The sequence below is a fragment of the Listeria cossartiae subsp. cayugensis genome (assembly GCF_014229095.1).
GTDB lineage: Bacteria > Bacillota > Bacilli > Lactobacillales > Listeriaceae > Listeria > Listeria cayugensis.
This window is the reverse complement of the sequence record NZ_JAARZC010000002.1, coordinates 117,735-134,370: the sequence shown is the minus strand read 5'-3', so window position 1 is coordinate 134,370 and position 16,636 is coordinate 117,735. Positions and strand designations below refer to the sequence as shown.

The following is a 16,636-nucleotide window of genomic DNA, read 5'->3' as shown; positions in this document are numbered from 1 at the left end:
TCCTATAATAAAAGTCCAATAAATACCTTTTAATAAAGCTCCAACCTAGATTTAAAAGGCTAGATTATTATTAAATGTTCGTCTTTTATGCTTGGTAGTGAATTTTCAGCCGTATGGTCCGGTTAGCAATTCTTGGAGGATAATCTGTTTGTTGTTTGATTCTAATATGAAGTATTTTACGGGTGCACTACTGTTTTCTGTAGCGATAATACTCGCTTGATGAGTTTGGTGAAAGAGTTGATGGATCTAGCTACTCGTTTGGGTGGAGGTTGCTCTTCTCCAATCCCCCCTGATAAGCTCACATTAAATGTTCTATTGCGCTGCTTCTTGTAAAGGTTTCGAAGTCTCCTCATTTTAAGTCGTTTCTATGTAACCTTCTTAAACATTATTTCTTATGCGCACTTTACCTCCTCCACTTTCTGCTGCTTCTATAAAAAAGGTAGAGGTGCAATAATGAGTAAAGCATAAATTATTATTTTAGATGACCCTCAATCTCTTACTTAAAACTAATTATTTCATAGGAGGAGACCTTGAAATGTTCTTTCGATACATAAATCCGCTGCGTTTGTTACAGAAATGTGAAATATTTTACTCTTTTATACTTATTTAATAGTAAAATTAACAAAAACAGGGAAAGTTGTTATCTATTTTAACAACTTTCCCTGTTTTCTTTTACCTTATTCGAATCGATTCACTCTCTACTAACCTAGCACCTTTTACTTCTTCACCAGATTTTAGTAATTCAGCAATTCGCTTTTTATCAATTTTAGGTTCTTGCAGTAAAAAGAAGGGTTTTAGCAATGCTTCTTCCACTATTTCCACGCTTGCCGGGTTCTTCTGAATTTGTATCGTGAAAAGCGTGCTATTTATCTTTCTAATATCCATTCGTTCCATTTCGGACTGTAAATAGTTTTTTAATCGTTGCGCATTGTTTTCTAACGCTTGTTTCCGCTTTAAAAGTCGTTTTGCTTCGATTCCCGCCATTTCCGCATCTGCTGTTAAAGACTTAATAATTTTGGCGATATTTTCCGCTTTATCATGAAACCCGTCCGTGATGGCATCTAATGTGTCGCTCACAGCCTCAGTTTTATTTTCTTCTAAAAGTTCTTGCAACCGCAAATAATTATCGGTTAGTTCATATAATTTCATTGTTCGCACCCTTTCCAACAAGAAAAAAAGCCCAAAAGCAGCTGTCGTCTTTTGGTGCTTCCTCATTTTGCTACTAGTTTCCCTTGAATAACCATGCGTCCTTTTTCATAATCTTTCTCTGTATCACAAGTCGAAAGCGTAATAATACGATCTTTCCCACTTACTTCTACATTTGATTTATACATAGATTGTTGTTTCACTTTTTGTAAATAATTGTTAAAATCATTCGTTTCCGGAAAGTCCGTTTCAATATAATAAAAATCCGTCGTCGTTTCATACACAGCAAAAATTTCTACTTCATAATTTGCCAGCCCTGATTCATAAGAAAAAGTCGGATGTGCCTCGAAAAAATCCTTATCCAAGTACTTCCGTAAATCCGCGAACATCGAGCCATCTTTCATATTATGCCCATAAATAATCGTATTTTTATCCACAAACTCATTCGTATTGCGATAATCTTTAAAAATACTGCCGGCCCTTGCTTTTTCATTTTTGTAATTGTGGTGCAAATAATAGTCATTGTCGGTACTTTGCAAAATCGGATAATCAACTTCCGTATCCGCAATCGTTAACCAACCGACCATATCTTTATTTAATTTCTGCAATACTTTAAGCTCATCACGCACTTCACCGTTCACATTCGTCGTAGCCACGTCTTTCGTATAGGCAGCTTTTGCATCCTCCAAAATGTTTCGGTTATGATAATTTTCATATAGCTCCATCCCAATTTTCCATCCAGAAAAAAGAAATACCCCTAAAATAACCAAAGTCAAACTCTTCCCCAAAAACGATTTCATTTTCACGTTCTAAAACTCCTTTCGTCTTTGAGGAACAATGTATTTCCCAGTTTTCGAATCATTTAAAACTTCCGCAACCACGCCGTAAGTTTCTGCAATCAGCTCCGTTGTTAACAATTTCCCCGGTTCTCCTTTTGCCACAACTCCCCCGTTTTTCATCACAATCAATTGATCACTATAAGTTAGCGCCTGGTTTAAATCATGCAAAATCATCACAATCGTCAAATTTTCTTCTCGATTCAAGCGTTTTACCAACTCTAAAATTTCCAATTGAAAATACATATCGAGAAACGTTGTCGGCTCATCTAAAAGCAAACTCGGCGTATCTTGAACTAAAGCTGTCGCAATAAATACTCGTTGTCGTTCTCCACCAGAAAGACTATCAACAAACTGCTCTGCTTTTTCAGTTAGCTCCGTTTGTTCCAAAGCCCGCTCAACCGCAAAATCATCCGCTTTCGTCCGCGTCATTCGCCAATTTTTATAAGGAAGACGACCAAAGTACAGCAATTCCTTCACCGTTAGTTCACTCGGAAGTAGATTATTTTGATGAACAATCGCCACATTTTGCGCAAATTCTTTTGCTTTCCATTCAAAAATCGATTTTCCTTCTAGCAAAACATCCCCAGAACTAGGCGAAAGAAGTCTAGCCAAAATTTCTAATAAAGTAGATTTCCCACTACCATTCGGCCCAACAATCGTATTGATTTTATTTTTCTGGATAGTAAATGAGACATTTTTCAAAATTGCATCGGTTCCATTATAACTAAAATTAACGTCCCTTACTTCCATAAAAATCACCCTTTCGCATTAAAAAGATTAAGAATGGACCACCGATAATAAGCATAATCACCGAGGCCGGAATCTCCATTTGTTGAAATAAAGTTCTGCCTAGCGTATCCGCAAAAAGTAGTAACAGGGCACCAAATAAAATTGAGAACGGCACAAGTATTTGATAATTCCCGCCAACTAGTTTTCTCGCAATATGTGGCACAAGTAAACCAACAAAGGCAATAACCCCAACAACCGCCGTAGTAATCGACGCAAGCAGAACCGCAATTAACGCCAACCAAATTCGCGTTTTATTAACCGGCACACCAAAACCTCTAGCCATTTTATTTTCAAGCCCTAGCACATTGCACCATTTAGCAAGTAATAGCGCGCAAATCAGACCAATCGTCACATAGATTAACAACGTTTCCACATCGGACCATTTTTTCATCGCCAGGCTCGCCGCACTACTCGCAGATTGACTAGAAACAAGCGCTACTTGCGAAGATAACGCATCACTCAGCCCTGTAAAAACCGCATTAATCGCAATCCCAATAATAATAAAACGAAGCGGATTAAAGTCCGAACGATAGCTAAACAAAAAGACTAGAAAACACGCAAGCGCTCCACCAATAAAAGAAAAAAGCGGCAACCAAAAATACAATTCCGGCAAAAATAAAATGATTACAAAACTAAAAAACTTTGCTCCCGCTGAAATCCCAATCACCCCAGCATCAGCAAGCGGATTCCGCATCACAGCTTGCAACAACAAACCAGACACCGAGAGCGCCGCACCAGCCAGCAAAGCAATAATAATCCGTGGAAAGCGTAAATCAATCACGACATCAACCATTTCATTTCCACCACTAAAAACACCCTTTAAAAAAGCTGGAATCGACATCGCCAAACTCCCCGCCTGAACTGCCCACAAAATCGTCCCAATTAACAAAACAACGACTGCACCAAACGAACTTTTTTGCTTAATTGTCATAAAGCATCTTTTCCATTTCGCGTAATGCATCTGGCGCATTCAAGCTAGCTGTCATACCAAATAAATTCTCATCCAAGTCATACACCCGGTTATTTTTCACCGCATCAAAATGCTTCCAGATATCGTTTGTTTTAAACTCCTCATCGAACATTTTAACTACTTCGGCAGGCATCCCATGTGCTGCTCGCAAAATAATATCTGGATTCGCATTTTGTAAGTATTCTGTGTTAGAAGCCAAATATTCCACTTTTTGATTCGTAATCACATTTTCCCCGCCAGCAAGTTTTACTAAATCACCGATGTAAGCATGCTCCGTTACAACCAGATAGCTTCCGGGAACACCCATCAATATTAAAACAGTCGGCTTTTTCTTTTTAGCGACATTCGATTTCACCTTATCTATCTCACTCGTTAAACTAGCATTCAATTTAGTTGCTTCAGCTTTACGGTCAAATTCTGCACCAAGTTTTGTAATTTCACCTTGCATCGATGCAATACTCGTAAAATCTAAAAAGTCTGCTTTCAAACTAGCTCCCTCAAAACCAGCCTTCAAGTCCGCTTCTAGCGTTTTTGTCGAAAGGACCATGTCTGGCTTTAACATCCGAATAATTTCCAAATCAGGCCCCATAGGCGACCCAGTTTCCTTCACATCCGCATATCGTTCCGGAAGTTTTTTAGAACTAGTCGGAATACCAACTAGCGGCAAATCGAGTTTATCCATAATTTCAGTAATCGCTACCGTTGTCGCCACAATCTTAGGCTCCTTCTCCGATGTTTGCTCGGTCTTCTCCTCCGCCTGTTCATTCCCGCAACCAACTAAAAAAAGTAATAATACCAAAATTATGGCAGCTATTTTCCTCATCACCAATTCCCCCATTTGTAAAATAAAATCGGTAAAGCGAGTTAAGCAAAGGAATCCCCCAACCTAACTCGCTTTTACCGTTTTATTAACTCAATCTTTTACGTTTTAATCGAAAAGCTAAATAAAGGAAGGAAGCCCCAAATAATGTCACGTACCAAGCCATACTCGAGGAATCATTTGTTTTTGCATTTTTCTCTGCTTTATTCGCTGTTTTTTGAACAGAATTTGTATCATCAAAATCTGGTTTTGCTAATTTTGGTCCAGCATTATTATTATTCGCTACATTACCTGTACCTAAAAGATCATTTTTGACAGGCTCTTTTAACGTTACATCTTTCCCCGTAATATCTTTAATTGTTGCTGCATTCAGTTTTACTTGAACAGTATATTCATGATCGTAAGCGAATCCTGGCATATCTTCAATTAATACGTGCGTTTTCACATCCGTATTAGCCGTACCATCTTTCACAGGATATTTCACTGTTCGCGTATTTTTATTGATATCACCAGAAACCACTTCCATATCTTTCCAAACACCATTTTGTTTATATTGGAACGTTTTAATCCAACTACTGTTTGTTAATGTTAAATAAACATACGGTTGGTTATTTTCTACTTTAATCAAAGCCGGTTTCATTACATAGCTTTCCATCATCGAAGTTTCTGTTGTTCCATCTTTAAATACATCAAAATCAATCGAGTACGTATGATTATTTAATAGATTTTTAGGATCAACTACTACCGGTTTATTTGGTGTTGTAGGCGGTGTTGTCACAGGTGGATTCGTTGTACCTGGATCTGGTTTTGTTACAGGTGGATTTGTTTCGCCCGGATCCACTACAGGAGGCGTTTCATCGCTACCCGGATATGAACTTGCCACAACTGCTTTCGTTGTATCAAACACATAACGGAAGTCCGCTTGCCCTTTATAAACCGAACCATTAAATGGTGCTTCATAATTAACGTGAGCCGCAAGTGGTTGATTTAAGTCTTCCACTTCAAATTCTACAATCCGTGTATTAGCATCTTTATCTTCTGAAACAACTTTCACATCTTGCAAAGCTCCAGCTAGAGTCGTTTTTAAAGCCGTTACAGTTTTATTATCATTAACGGTCATCGCAACCATTTTCTTGCCATTTTTCACTTTCAACCACGCAGGATTGTTAAAGTAATTTTGCATACTTGAATTACTATCATCATTAGCCTTTTTCGCTACAAACGGAATCGTATAAATCCCATCAGAAAGCGTTACTGGCGTCGTAACTGCTGGCTCTGAAATCACTTTAAAAGTACTTGGATCAATCGTCAAATCAACTTGATACCAGTGATCATAACTAATCGCATCTACTTTAATATGCATATAAGAAAAAATAACATCATCTAAAGAACTAAGCTTGAATTTCTCTACACGCGTATCTTTCGCTGCATCCGTGCTAACAGTTTGCACATCTTGATAACCAGCTTGGTAAACTTCCGCTTGTGCTGGCTTTTCAGGGCGAGTTCCATCTTTTGAAACTGCCATTGTTTGCCACCAGCTGCTATTTGTAATCGTTAAGTACATGTAAGGTTGACCATTTTCCACTTTAATTGTTGCTGTATGGTCAATATATTTATCTGCTTCTGAGGATTCTTTCGTAGTTTTCCCAGTATTATCTTTATAAAAATTCACTTGAACCTGATATTCTCCGCCATCTTTTAGACGAGAATCAGCCGCATTCGCAAACCCTGGTATCAATTGAAAAATAAGTGTCAAAGCTAAAAAAGCGACTAAACCTTTTTTCCATAATTTCTTCATTATAATCCCCCTTTATTTAAAAATCGCCCGTCTTTTAAGTAAAACTAACCCAGTTCCCGCAGCAACAAAAATAATGATGTATAAAAACATTTGGCTAGAATCACTAGACTTTGGATTTGCTACTTGATTATTTGAGTCGTTTGTCGTTGTTGTATTACTATTATCAGAAGATTTCACAGCCCCAGCTAAAGATTTAGCAGACCCTTCGTCAAAACGTAACTTGATTTGATATTGATGATGATAATTTAAGCTGTCGTCATCAATATCTACTTTAATTTTTGCACTCACTGGGCTACTTAAAGTCGACACTGGGAAAGACACTTTTCGAGTATCATTGGAAGTGTTTTTCGAAGTCACACTGACCGCACTACCTTCCACCCATAGGCCAGTAATCCATTTACTATGGTTCACTTGCAAACTAACCGTAGATTTCCCTCCATTTACTGTTACTGTTGCAGGCTTATCAAAATAGTCATTCGCCATAGATACAGAATCACTATCTCCTTGTAATACCGTATAATCAACCGAATAGGTTCCATCTTTAAGTGCAGCTTGTGCCGTTAATCCACTTGAAAGAAACGAAAAACTAAATACCGCAACAAAAGCAGCCAAAACTAAAAATTTCTTCATCCTTCAATCTCCCTTCTTTAATAAAAACTACTATTTATAAAAAACCCCCACAAACACTTGCGGAGTAAAAGTTTATGTAAAAGGATACGTTAATTATCATTTTAATTGATAATGATTATCATTGTCAACAACATTATGATTTTAAAACTTTTTTCACAATCAAAAAAACCATGAATAGCAACACCTATCCATGGTTAATAATTATTTACTTTTCTAATGACTATTCATCTATTTGAGAATAGCGATCATATAATAGCTCCCCTTTTAAAGTTAACGTATAGCGTTTTTCCGCAATATTATTATTTCTAGTTAAAAAGCCATTTTCTTCCAACCAATAAAGTGTTAACAGCACTTCATTTTTCGTGTAGTTCCGCAGATTCCCAAAATCAATCACCTCGAGCGACATATCGTTAATCTTCGTATCCACACTTCCCGCAAAAAGAAGTACTTCTCGTAATAAGTTTTCATCTTTAAATTCCATCATTTATCATCCTTTAATTCTGAGTTAGTAACATAAATAACGTAAAAAGCCGTAGCTAAATGCCACGGCTTCTTACAGCGCAATCAAAAGGAGAAATTCACACAATCAAATAAAGGGGGTATTTGTTTGTGATTTATTTCACGGTTATAATATACCATATAACCACTTATAATTCAATAGTTCACATAGCTATTTTTATTTGTACATTTCGTGAATACTGGCACCACTTAAACACAAGAAAAAAAGACACGTAGACCTTAGTTCTAACGTGTCTTTTTTTAGCAAATTTCACAAACAATTATTTAACTAGTTTTTCTAATTCATCTAACCGTTGTTCGAATACTTTTAACGCATCATCCACAGGAGTAGGTGTCGCCATATCCACGCCAGCTTTTTTCAAAACATCAATCGGATAATCAGAACTTCCAGCTTTCAAAAAGTCAATATAAGCCGTTACAGCAGCTTGACCTTCTGTTAAAATTTTCGCACTCAATGCAGAAGCCGCTGAAAAACCAGTCGCATATTGGAACACATAATAGTTCATGTAGAAATGCGGAATACGAGACCATTCATAGCCAATTTCAGCATCATAAACCATCGCTTCTCCGTAATATTTCTTATTAATATCAAAATACGTTTCCGTTAAATAATCAGCAGTCAAAGCCACACCTTGTTGATCTGCTTGATGAATCGCATGCTCAAATTCAGCAAATTGTGTTTGACGGAATACTGTACCTTTAAATCCATCTAAATAATGATTCAATAAATATGCGCGCACTTTTGGATCATCATATTTTTTAAGCAGATAATCAGTCAATAAATTCTCATTCGTAGTAGAAGCAACTTCCGCCAAGAAAATCGAATAATCGCCATAAACAAATGGTTGATTTTTTCTAGTATAATAACTATGCACACTATGTCCAAGTTCATGAGCCAGCGTATACACATTATTAATATTATCTTGCCAGTTCAGTAAAATATACGGATTCGTACTATATGAGCCGGAAGAATATGCTCCACTACGTTTTCCTTTATTTTCCATCACATCAATCCAGCGACCATCAAATGCTTCTTTCAAAATTGCCTGATACTCTTCTCCAAGTGGTTTTAATGCTTCAAGTACAAGCTCTTTCGCTTCCTCATACGTGAATTCCAAATTAACATCATCCGAAAGTGGCGTATAAAGATCATACATATGCAATTCTTCTAAGCCAAGCAATTCTTTACGTAGTTTTACATAACGATGAAGCAAGCTAGCATTAGTATTCACCGATTTCAGTAATGAATCATACACAGTTTCAGGAATATGGTTCCCCGAAAGAGCAGCCTCACGAGCCGAAGTATAACCACGAGTAGCAGCATAAAAATTAGATTTTTTCACTTGACCATTTAAAGTAGATGCTAACGTGTTTTTCAATCCCTCATAAACAGAATATACACCAAGAAACGCATCACGACGCACACGCGGATCATTACTTTCTAATAACTTGCCAAAACGGCCATGCGTAATTTCGATTTCCTCACCATTCTCATCTTTAATCGTCGGAAACTTCATATCCGCATTATTTAACGTATTAAATGTGTTGGATGAACTTCCAAGAACTTCCCCCGCATTCGCAAGTAACGCCTCTTCTTTTTCACTCAAAATATAAGGTCGACTTAAATTCAATTCTTCTAATAAATGAGCATATAATTGTAAATCTTTATCTTCATCTAAAAATTGTTGTAAGGTATTCTCATCCATCGCTAAAATTTCAGGATCATAATAAGATAGTGCAGACATTAGTTTAGTAACGAGACTCCCCGCACGGCTATATAGCCCTTGATATTTCGCATTAGCTGTATCTTGGTCCATTTTTAAATGAGCGTAAACGTATAAATTACTAATCAAATCATATGCATTATCACGAAATTGAAGTGCTTCAAAAAGCGTTTGGCTACTTTCTGCTAAACGGCCTTTAAATTGCTCGCTTTCTTCGGTAATCTTTTGCAAATCTACAAAAGCCTGTTCCCAAGCTTCATCATTCGGGTAGATAGTTGTTAAATCCCACGTTAGATTTTCTGGTACTTCTCCTCTTAAAGGTAACGCATTTGTTTTACTCAATATTAAAACCCCCAACCATAATCATTTTGTTTTTATTATGAGCCAAAATAACTAAAAAAGCAAAACAGATGATTCTATTTACCCCACTTGAGTATTAGCAAATGTCATAATTCGCCGCACGCGATATCGATTTTCTGGCATTGCCGATAGAACTCCCTTACTAATCAAGTAAGAAACATATGCTTTACCTAATTTCCAATGTTCTTTAGGCGATAGCCAAATCGTTAGAATGGGGTTTACAACTGATTGAAAACTTTCTAAAAAACAATGCTCACTAAAAGTATCTCCCTTCTCTAATCCTTTAAAAAACTTTTCCCATAAATCAAATTGCCATTCTACAGCCGGTGTCACAACTAAAAATTGCTCTTCTAAATCCACCCCGATTTCTTTCGGTAAATAGTGTAAATAATATCCGGCATTATATAACTTTTGCATAAATTGACCATGTTTTTTAAATTTAGCATAGTAAAAACAAATTTTTTGTCTTTCTAATGCTCTATCCCGCTTAACATAGGCTTGTCGACTTATAATTCGTGCTATCTTCCGCTCCCATTCCTTAAATGGTACCTTCATCGAAAAAGGCATCTCACTTGCAAAAAAGCGATTTCCTTTCTCAAATGTTAGATGATAATACAGCGTACAAATCTCACTTTCTGCCGAGTAATGCCAAAAATGATAACCCAACTTAGAATCAAACTTAATAAAGGCTTGTTGAAACGCAGAAAGACAAATGCGTCCTTTCTCTTTTTTTAGCACCTGACCAAGTACCCAGTGCACTTCTAAACCAATTGACAAGTAATCCATCGTACGCTGAACCATCTCGCTGATTGGAACCGAAGATCGTTGAAATTCAATAACCGTCTTGCTATCCACTAAAATATCTGCTTGCCGATTAATTTCAGGAAAATAGCTTTCTACTTCTACTGGTATTCCTTGATAACAAAGCCACGCCATAATTTGTCGCTTAGCTGCTAAATGTTCTTCACTCTCTCCCTCTGAAGCAAAGGCGCACTTCATAGTCTTCTCATGAGCAAAATGAGGAATCTTAATTTGCCCAGCTTTAATCATGACAGGACTAGCACATGACTTACAAAACAGTCGTTCTTCTTGCTTAATTCGGTCGACGTTCATCTTAGTAATAGTAAAAGTTTCTCCTGTGCTATTTCTGGCGGTAAAAATAATAATCACTCTCCTATTAGCTCTTTAATATTATTATTCGCCGCATGACTGTCCAATTCCTTTCTTATTTTTAAAATCGCAAAAAAGACCCGTTTAGCTTATTTTCCAGCACAAACGGGTCTTCAAAATGCAGTTTTAGAAATGTTTTCTTATTTGCTTTAATGCAGGAACGTCAAAGATTACTTTTCCGTATTCCGCAAGCATATAACCAGTTAAATTCGACTCTAAACCGTACTCAAGTAAAATACTAACGGCATTGTCAATGTTAGATTCATCATATTTATTCTCAGGAAATTCTACATTCAAATAATACTTTCCTTGATACGAAAATAGCTTAGTTACTAAATTTTCCAGTCCTGTTGCTCGTGAAAGTGAAATAGCATCTTCAAAATCACGGAACTCTAAAATAAACTCTAGCGTATCATCTTCTCCAAGTGATTCTTTTCTCACCGGATTGAAATTTTCTTCAAGTAGTTTTTCGATTTTTTCTTCTGCAAGCTCATCTGGGGAGCTAAGCGTGACATCAAAGCCATCTTCGCCTTTTCCACCAATTGTAGCTTTTGTTACGAATACTTCTAAGCCATGTTTTAAGGCTTGGACTTGTATCCAGAGCGGACCTTCCGGAGAGAACTCTTCTTCATATTTCAGCTCATCCATCATATCCCAGAAAAGTTCTTCACTTTTCTCGCGATCATACCAAACATCTTCTTGGTTAAAACCTCGCTCTTCCAAATCCAGATAAGAGATATAAAACTTGATTGTATCCTCATTAATTCGTTCAATTTCCATCGTCACACTCTCCCTTCCTTCTTAGTCATTGACAATGAAGGGTGAAACTTAATTGGTTAAATTCATTGTAGCTCATATTAGCAAATAGTACCACCATTTTTCCTTCGATTTCAGTGGTGGATTATTATCTTAGCTGAAAAACGAAAAAAATTCAAGAACATTTACTCCAATTACAAAAAAAGCGCCAAGAATCCAACTGAATGGAATTCTCGGCAACCACTTTTATCAATCTTAGTTAACCATTTTTTGCGCTTCACGTAGTTGATACGTACGTACACGGCGCGGTAAGAAACGGCGAATTTCATCTTCATTGTACCCAACTTGCAAACGTTTTTCATCAATAATGATAGGACGTCTTAATAAGCCAGGATTTTTCTGGATTAATTCAAATAGTTGTTGCAAAGGAAGGCTATCTAAATCCACGTTCAATTTTTGGAACGTTTTTGAACGAGTGGAAATAATTTCATCTGTACCATCCTCAGTCATACGAAGAATTTCTTTAATTTCATCCAAACTAAGTGGCTCAGAAAAAATGTTTCTTTCCTTATAAGGGATATCATGTTCTTCCAACCATGCACGAGCTTTTCGGCAAGATGTGCAACTAGGTGAAGTGTATAACGTTACCATTAGACATTCACACTCCTTATCGGGTATTGTTTCATTCATATAACGAAATTCTAGCAATATCTCTATTTGGAAAATTCATTAAAGAACTTACACTTCATTATACACTAATTTTGTGAAATTCTATATACTATTTTTTAAAATTTTCTTTCCAAATATGTAAAACCATTGTTAGCAAGCCGTTATGTATATGATACCCCTACTATAACTTGTTTAAACTAAAATCACATGAAAAAAAACGCTTTTTTATGAGAATTTCATGAGAATTTTAATTTTGTGAAAAAAACATCAATCAAATTTTACTCTGATTGATGTTTTAATGTTATTTTGTAGCGGCTTCAGCAGTTAGCTTCGCATGCTTTTCTTTATACATAACTTCTTCTTCTTCTGAACAATATACGAAATGTCCAGGAGCGATTTCGCGCATTTTAATTTCATCGCCATCTTTATAGTTATGAGAAGTTGGATCATATGCTTTACGCACACGAGTACGCTCATAATTTGGATCTGGCAAAGGAATCGCGGATAAAAGAGATTCCGTATACGGGTGTAGCGGTGCATGATATAAATCATTAGCAGGCGCTAACTCGACTAACTTACCGAAGTACATTACGCCGATACGATCACTAATGTATTTAACCATTGATAAATCGTGGGCAATGAAAAGGTATGTTAGATTTTTTTCTTTTTGTAATTGACGTAATAAGTTAACTACTTGCGCTTGGATAGATACATCCAGTGCGGAAATAGGCTCATCGGCAATAATAAATTCTGGTTGAACAGCAAGCGCACGAGCAATACCGATACGTTGACGTTGACCACCGGAGAATTCATGCGGGTAACGACCAGCATGTTCTTTACTTAGACCAACTGTTTCAAGTAGCTCATAAACTTGTTGATTCGTTTCTTCAGGCGTTTTAGCAAGGCCGTGGATACGAATACCTTCTGCAATGATATCTTTAACTTTCATACGCGGATTTAAAGACGCATATGGATCTTGGAAAATCATTTGCATTTTGCGGCGGAATTCAAGCATTTCTTTACGGCTTTTACGTGCATGCACATTTTTGCCATTATAGATAACTTCTCCACCAGTTGCATCGTATAAACGAATAATAGTACGTCCAGTTGTAGATTTACCACAACCAGATTCTCCTACTAAACCAAGTGTTTCACCTTTATAAATATCAAAAGAAATATCATCAACAGCGCGTACTTCACTTGCAGTACCTTTGTTAAAGTATTGCTTTAGATTATGAATTTCTAATAATTTTTCTCTTTGTTCAGTCATTCTACTTCTACCCCTTTCGCATGGACAGCTTGCATGCCAGGATGAAGTTCCGCAAACTGCTCTTGGCGACGTAATACAGCATCAGGAGGCGTTACTTCTGGTGCATCAGGATGAAGCAACCATGTAGCCGCATAATGCGTATCAGACACCTTAAATAGTGGTGGCTCTTCTTCAAGGTCAATTTGCATTGCGTATTTATTACGTGCAGCAAATGCGTCCCCTTTTGGAGGATGAAGTAAATCTGGTGGTGTACCTGGGATAACAAATAATTCTTCATCATCTGTATCCAAAGTAGGCATCGAACTAATTAATCCCCATGTATAAGGATGTTGCGGATTATAGAAAATTTCATCAACCGTACCGATTTCAACAATTTTACCACCGTACATAACGGCAACGCGGTCTGCAACGTTTGCTACAACACCAAGGTCATGGGTAATAAAGATAATCGATGTGTCAATTTTTTTCTGTAAATCCTTCATTAAGTCTAAAATTTGCGCTTGGATAGTTACATCTAGCGCTGTTGTCGGCTCATCTGCAATAAGAATTTGCGGGTTACAAGCAAGGGAAATTGCAATAACAACCCGTTGACGCATCCCACCAGAAAATTGGTGAGGATATTGTTTAATTCTTTCTTCTGCATTGGCAATACCAACTAATTGAAGTAAACGAAGCGCTGTTTTGTGTGCTTCATGTTTACTGATTTTTTGGTGCTTAATAAGTGGTTCAGAAATTTGTTTACCAATTGTCATCGTTGGATTTAGTGATGTCATTGGATCTTGGAAAATCATAGCTATATCTTTCCCACGAATTTTTTGCATTTGTTTTTCGTGAGCTTTAGCGATATCCATTCCGTTAAATAAAATTTGGCCACTTTTAATTTCTGAGTTACCTTCTGGAAGTAAACGCATAATCGATTTGGTCGTAACTGATTTACCAGAACCAGATTCGCCAACAATCGCTAAGGTTTCCCCTTTATATAAGTCAAAATTAACTCCACGAATCGCCTTAACTTCACCGGCATATGTGTGGAATGAAATATTTAAATCTTTAACTTCTAATAGCTTTTCCATTTTTCCTCACCTCTCTTTTAATCGCGCATTTTAGGATCAAAGGCATCGCGCAAACCATCTGCAATTAAGTTAAATGCAATCATGATGATACAAAGTACAATACATGGATAAAGAATCATATACGGTAATACTTGTAATGTTTTATATCCATCATTTACCAAGACACCAAGAGACGCTGCTGGCGCTGGAAGACCAAGTCCAATAAAGCTTAAAAAGGCTTCAAAGAAAATCGCACTAGGAATACTAAACATAATGTTAATGATAATAATCCCAGAAATATTTGGTATTAAATGTTTAATAAGAATTTTAGGAGTAGATTCCCCTAAAGTTGTGGACGCCATAACAAATTCTTGATTTTTTAGTTTTAAAACTTGTCCCCTGACTACCCGGGCCATCGTTATCCAACTCGTCATCGCAATCGCTATGATAATAGAAATTATCCCTGGATCAAGTATTAGCATCATTAAAATAACGACAACTAAGTTTGGAATAGCACCAATAACTTCTAGCACACGTTGCATAAAGTTATCAACACGACCTCCAACATAACCAGAAATCAAACCGTAAGTAACACCAATGATTAAATCACATAGTGCTGCAACAACAGCAATAATAAGAGATACACGTGTACCAGCCCAAATACGAGCAAATTGGTCACGTCCAAGCGTATCACTACCTAACCAGTAGTAAGTGCCCTCTTTAATATTATTTTGTTTATAAATATCAACGTCTTCTCCGCCAATGGATTGATGACCATTCCAGAAAGGCATATTTTCAAAGCCTTGAACTTTTGGAGGAAGACTCGCATTTTCAGTAATCTGTCTATTAATATCATGTTTTGGTCCTAAGTTTTGTGACAAATAAGGGCCTACAATTGCCATGATAATAACAAGTGCTAATACAATAAGTGAAACTAGAGCAGCTTTATTTTTACGAATACGAAGCCAAGAATCTTGCATAAACGTCAAACTTGGACGAGTAATTTTTTCCGCTTCGGCATCTAGAATGTGTGCTGGCTGGAATCTTTCTTTTGCAATTTTATGTTCTGCCATTATTTTCTACCTCCAGACACACGGATTCGTGGATCAATCAATCCGTAAAGAATATCTACTACCAAGATAACAAATACAAGCATAGCAGCAAATAATAATGTAGTCCCCATGATAACTGGATAATCGTTCATTTGAATAGAAGAAACGAATTGACTACCGATACCTGGAATACTGTAAATATTTTCAATAACAAGGGAACCAGTCATCAGTGCAACCGATAATGGTCCTAAAACTGTAATTAAAGGAATAAGTGCATTACGAATCGCATGTTTAACTGCTACTTCCGTTCTACTATTCCCTTTCGCTTTTGCAAGTAGAACGTAATCAGATGCAAATACATCGATTAATTCTGTTCTCATGAAACGAGCTGCTGTCGCTAGTGGGAACATCGCAAGTGCGAATGCTGGCAGAATAGTATCTGCAAACGTGCCCCAACCCGCTACTGGTAAAATTTGAAGTTTTGCTCCAAGCCAGTATTGTAAAACAGTCGCAAATACGAAAGATGGAACTGATTTACCTAATATTGCTATAAATGTACTCGTATAATCCGGCCACTTATTCTGGTACATGGCCGCTACTACCCCAAGTAAAATACCAAATATAACACCAAATACCATTGCCTCGAGTGCTAATTGGACAGATGGACCAATCAGTGCACCTAAAATCTCAGACACTGGTCTATTATCAAGTTGGAAAGAAACACCTAAGTCCCCTTTTACCAAACCTGTCATATAATTAAAGTATTGGACTGGAATTGAATCATTTAGTCCGTATTTTTCATTCATCATGTGAATTTGTTCGTCAGATAGTTTCTCCTGATTACGGTAAGGCGTACCAGGTAAGAATTTCATAAGAACAAACGTAACCGAAGCAATGATGAATAACGTTATAAGCATATATAATACTCTTTTTAACGTATATTTAACCATCTATCTCTACACCTCCCAGTTTTAATAAATATATTAAAAAAGTTATTCCTAACCAAATCCGCAAGTTTAGTGAGCCTTTTTCTTCATTTCTAAACTTTTATTGCATTAGTGCAAATTAGTTA

At 36.7% G+C, this 16,636-nt stretch carries 16 protein-coding genes; all 16 read right to left on the bottom strand.

Annotated elements, in window-relative coordinates; genetic code table 11:
- Positions 1-672: 672 nt before the first annotated feature.
- Entirely contained in the window at positions 673-1,149 is a 477-nt protein-coding gene (locus tag HCB49_RS07740; protein WP_185504078.1) for a siphovirus Gp157 family protein, read from the bottom strand.
- A 62-nt stretch (positions 1,150-1,211) separates the two neighbouring features.
- A complete protein-coding gene (gene srtB, locus HCB49_RS07735) occupies positions 1,212-1,952 on the bottom strand; it encodes a class B sortase (protein WP_185604591.1) in 741 nt (246 codons plus the stop codon).
- 3 nt (positions 1,953-1,955) lie between these two features.
- Complete coding sequence (locus tag HCB49_RS07730) at positions 1,956-2,735, bottom strand: ABC transporter ATP-binding protein (RefSeq protein WP_185604590.1); 780 nt, start codon at positions 2,733-2,735, stop codon at positions 1,956-1,958.
- Positions 2,716-3,705, bottom strand: a complete 990-nt coding sequence (locus tag HCB49_RS07725) for a FecCD family ABC transporter permease (RefSeq protein ID WP_185481206.1) — start codon at positions 3,703-3,705, stop codon at positions 2,716-2,718. Before HCB49_RS07725 ends, HCB49_RS07730 begins: the two co-directional genes overlap by 20 nt.
- On the bottom strand, positions 3,695-4,567 hold the full coding sequence (gene isdE, locus HCB49_RS07720) for a heme ABC transporter substrate-binding protein IsdE (RefSeq protein WP_185604589.1): 873 nt from the start codon (positions 4,565-4,567) through the stop codon (positions 3,695-3,697). The genes HCB49_RS07725 and isdE overlap by 11 nt, the downstream gene beginning before the upstream one ends.
- A gap of 85 nt (positions 4,568-4,652) precedes the next feature.
- On the bottom strand, positions 4,653-6,362 hold the full coding sequence (hbp2, locus tag HCB49_RS07715; RefSeq protein WP_185604588.1) for a hemin/hemoglobin-binding protein Hbp2: 1,710 nt from the start codon (positions 6,360-6,362) through the stop codon (positions 4,653-4,655).
- 12 nt (positions 6,363-6,374) lie between these two features.
- Positions 6,375-6,992: a heme uptake protein IsdC gene (gene isdC, locus HCB49_RS07710; protein WP_185399512.1), complete on the bottom strand. Its 618-nt coding sequence runs from the start codon at positions 6,990-6,992 to the stop codon at positions 6,375-6,377.
- Positions 6,993-7,212: 220 nt separating this feature from the next.
- Positions 7,213-7,473, bottom strand: a complete 261-nt coding sequence (locus tag HCB49_RS07705) for a DUF3116 family protein (protein WP_185481335.1) — start codon at positions 7,471-7,473, stop codon at positions 7,213-7,215.
- 298 nt (positions 7,474-7,771) lie between these two features.
- Positions 7,772-9,577 carry an oligoendopeptidase F gene (pepF, locus tag HCB49_RS07700; RefSeq protein ID WP_185604587.1) on the bottom strand — a complete coding sequence of 602 codons (1,806 nt, stop codon included), beginning with the start codon at positions 9,575-9,577 and terminating at the stop codon, positions 7,772-7,774.
- Positions 9,578-9,655: 78 nt separating this feature from the next.
- Positions 9,656-10,765: a competence protein CoiA gene (locus tag HCB49_RS07695; protein ID WP_185604586.1), complete on the bottom strand. Its 1,110-nt coding sequence runs from the start codon at positions 10,763-10,765 to the stop codon at positions 9,656-9,658.
- Positions 10,766-10,891: 126 nt separating this feature from the next.
- Complete coding sequence (gene mecA / locus HCB49_RS07690) at positions 10,892-11,545, bottom strand: adaptor protein MecA (RefSeq protein WP_185392519.1); 654 nt, start codon at positions 11,543-11,545, stop codon at positions 10,892-10,894.
- Positions 11,546-11,776: 231 nt separating this feature from the next.
- The gene (gene spxA / locus HCB49_RS07685; protein ID WP_003720569.1) at positions 11,777-12,172 is read right to left on the bottom strand and encodes a transcriptional regulator SpxA; all 396 of its coding nucleotides are present in this window, start codon (positions 12,170-12,172) and stop codon (positions 11,777-11,779) included.
- A gap of 319 nt (positions 12,173-12,491) precedes the next feature.
- Positions 12,492-13,460: an oligopeptide ABC transporter ATP-binding protein OppF gene (oppF, locus tag HCB49_RS07680; protein ID WP_185392518.1), complete on the bottom strand. Its 969-nt coding sequence runs from the start codon at positions 13,458-13,460 to the stop codon at positions 12,492-12,494.
- Positions 13,457-14,533: an ABC transporter ATP-binding protein gene (locus tag HCB49_RS07675; protein ID WP_003722316.1), complete on the bottom strand. Its 1,077-nt coding sequence runs from the start codon at positions 14,531-14,533 to the stop codon at positions 13,457-13,459. Before HCB49_RS07675 ends, oppF begins: the two co-directional genes overlap by 4 nt.
- Positions 14,534-14,550: 17 nt before the next feature.
- Positions 14,551-15,585, bottom strand: a complete 1,035-nt coding sequence (opp3C, locus tag HCB49_RS07670; RefSeq protein WP_185392517.1) for an oligopeptide ABC transporter permease — start codon at positions 15,583-15,585, stop codon at positions 14,551-14,553.
- Positions 15,585-16,514, bottom strand: a complete 930-nt coding sequence (gene opp3b, locus HCB49_RS07665) for an oligopeptide ABC transporter permease (RefSeq protein WP_185392516.1) — start codon at positions 16,512-16,514, stop codon at positions 15,585-15,587. Before opp3b ends, opp3C begins: the two co-directional genes overlap by 1 nt.
- Positions 16,515-16,636 lie beyond the last annotated feature (122 nt).

Coding starts and splice junctions, on each gene's coding strand:
- HCB49_RS07740 (WP_185504078.1), bottom strand. CDS start 1,149: ATGAAATTATATGAACTAACCGATAATTATTTGCGGTTGCAAGAACTT.
- HCB49_RS07730 (WP_185604590.1), bottom strand. CDS start 2,735: ATGGAAGTAAGGGACGTTAATTTTAGTTATAATGGAACCGATGCAATT.
- HCB49_RS07725 (WP_185481206.1), bottom strand. CDS start 3,705: ATGACAATTAAGCAAAAAAGTTCGTTTGGTGCAGTCGTTGTTTTGTTA.
- isdE (WP_185604589.1), bottom strand. CDS start 4,567: ATGAGGAAAATAGCTGCCATAATTTTGGTATTATTACTTTTTTTAGTT.
- hbp2 (WP_185604588.1), bottom strand. CDS start 6,362: ATGAAGAAATTATGGAAAAAAGGTTTAGTCGCTTTTTTAGCTTTGACA.
- isdC (WP_185399512.1), bottom strand. CDS start 6,992: ATGAAGAAATTTTTAGTTTTGGCTGCTTTTGTTGCGGTATTTAGTTTT.
- HCB49_RS07705 (WP_185481335.1), bottom strand. CDS start 7,473: ATGGAATTTAAAGATGAAAACTTATTACGAGAAGTACTTCTTTTTGCG.
- mecA (WP_185392519.1), bottom strand. CDS start 11,545: ATGGAAATTGAACGAATTAATGAGGATACAATCAAGTTTTATATCTCT.
- spxA (WP_003720569.1), bottom strand. CDS start 12,172: ATGGTAACGTTATACACTTCACCTAGTTGCACATCTTGCCGAAAAGCT.
- oppF (WP_185392518.1), bottom strand. CDS start 13,460: ATGACTGAACAAAGAGAAAAATTATTAGAAATTCATAATCTAAAGCAA.
- HCB49_RS07675 (WP_003722316.1), bottom strand. CDS start 14,533: ATGGAAAAGCTATTAGAAGTTAAAGATTTAAATATTTCATTCCACACA.
- opp3C (WP_185392517.1), bottom strand. CDS start 15,585: ATGGCAGAACATAAAATTGCAAAAGAAAGATTCCAGCCAGCACACATT.
- opp3b (WP_185392516.1), bottom strand. CDS start 16,514: ATGGTTAAATATACGTTAAAAAGAGTATTATATATGCTTATAACGTTA.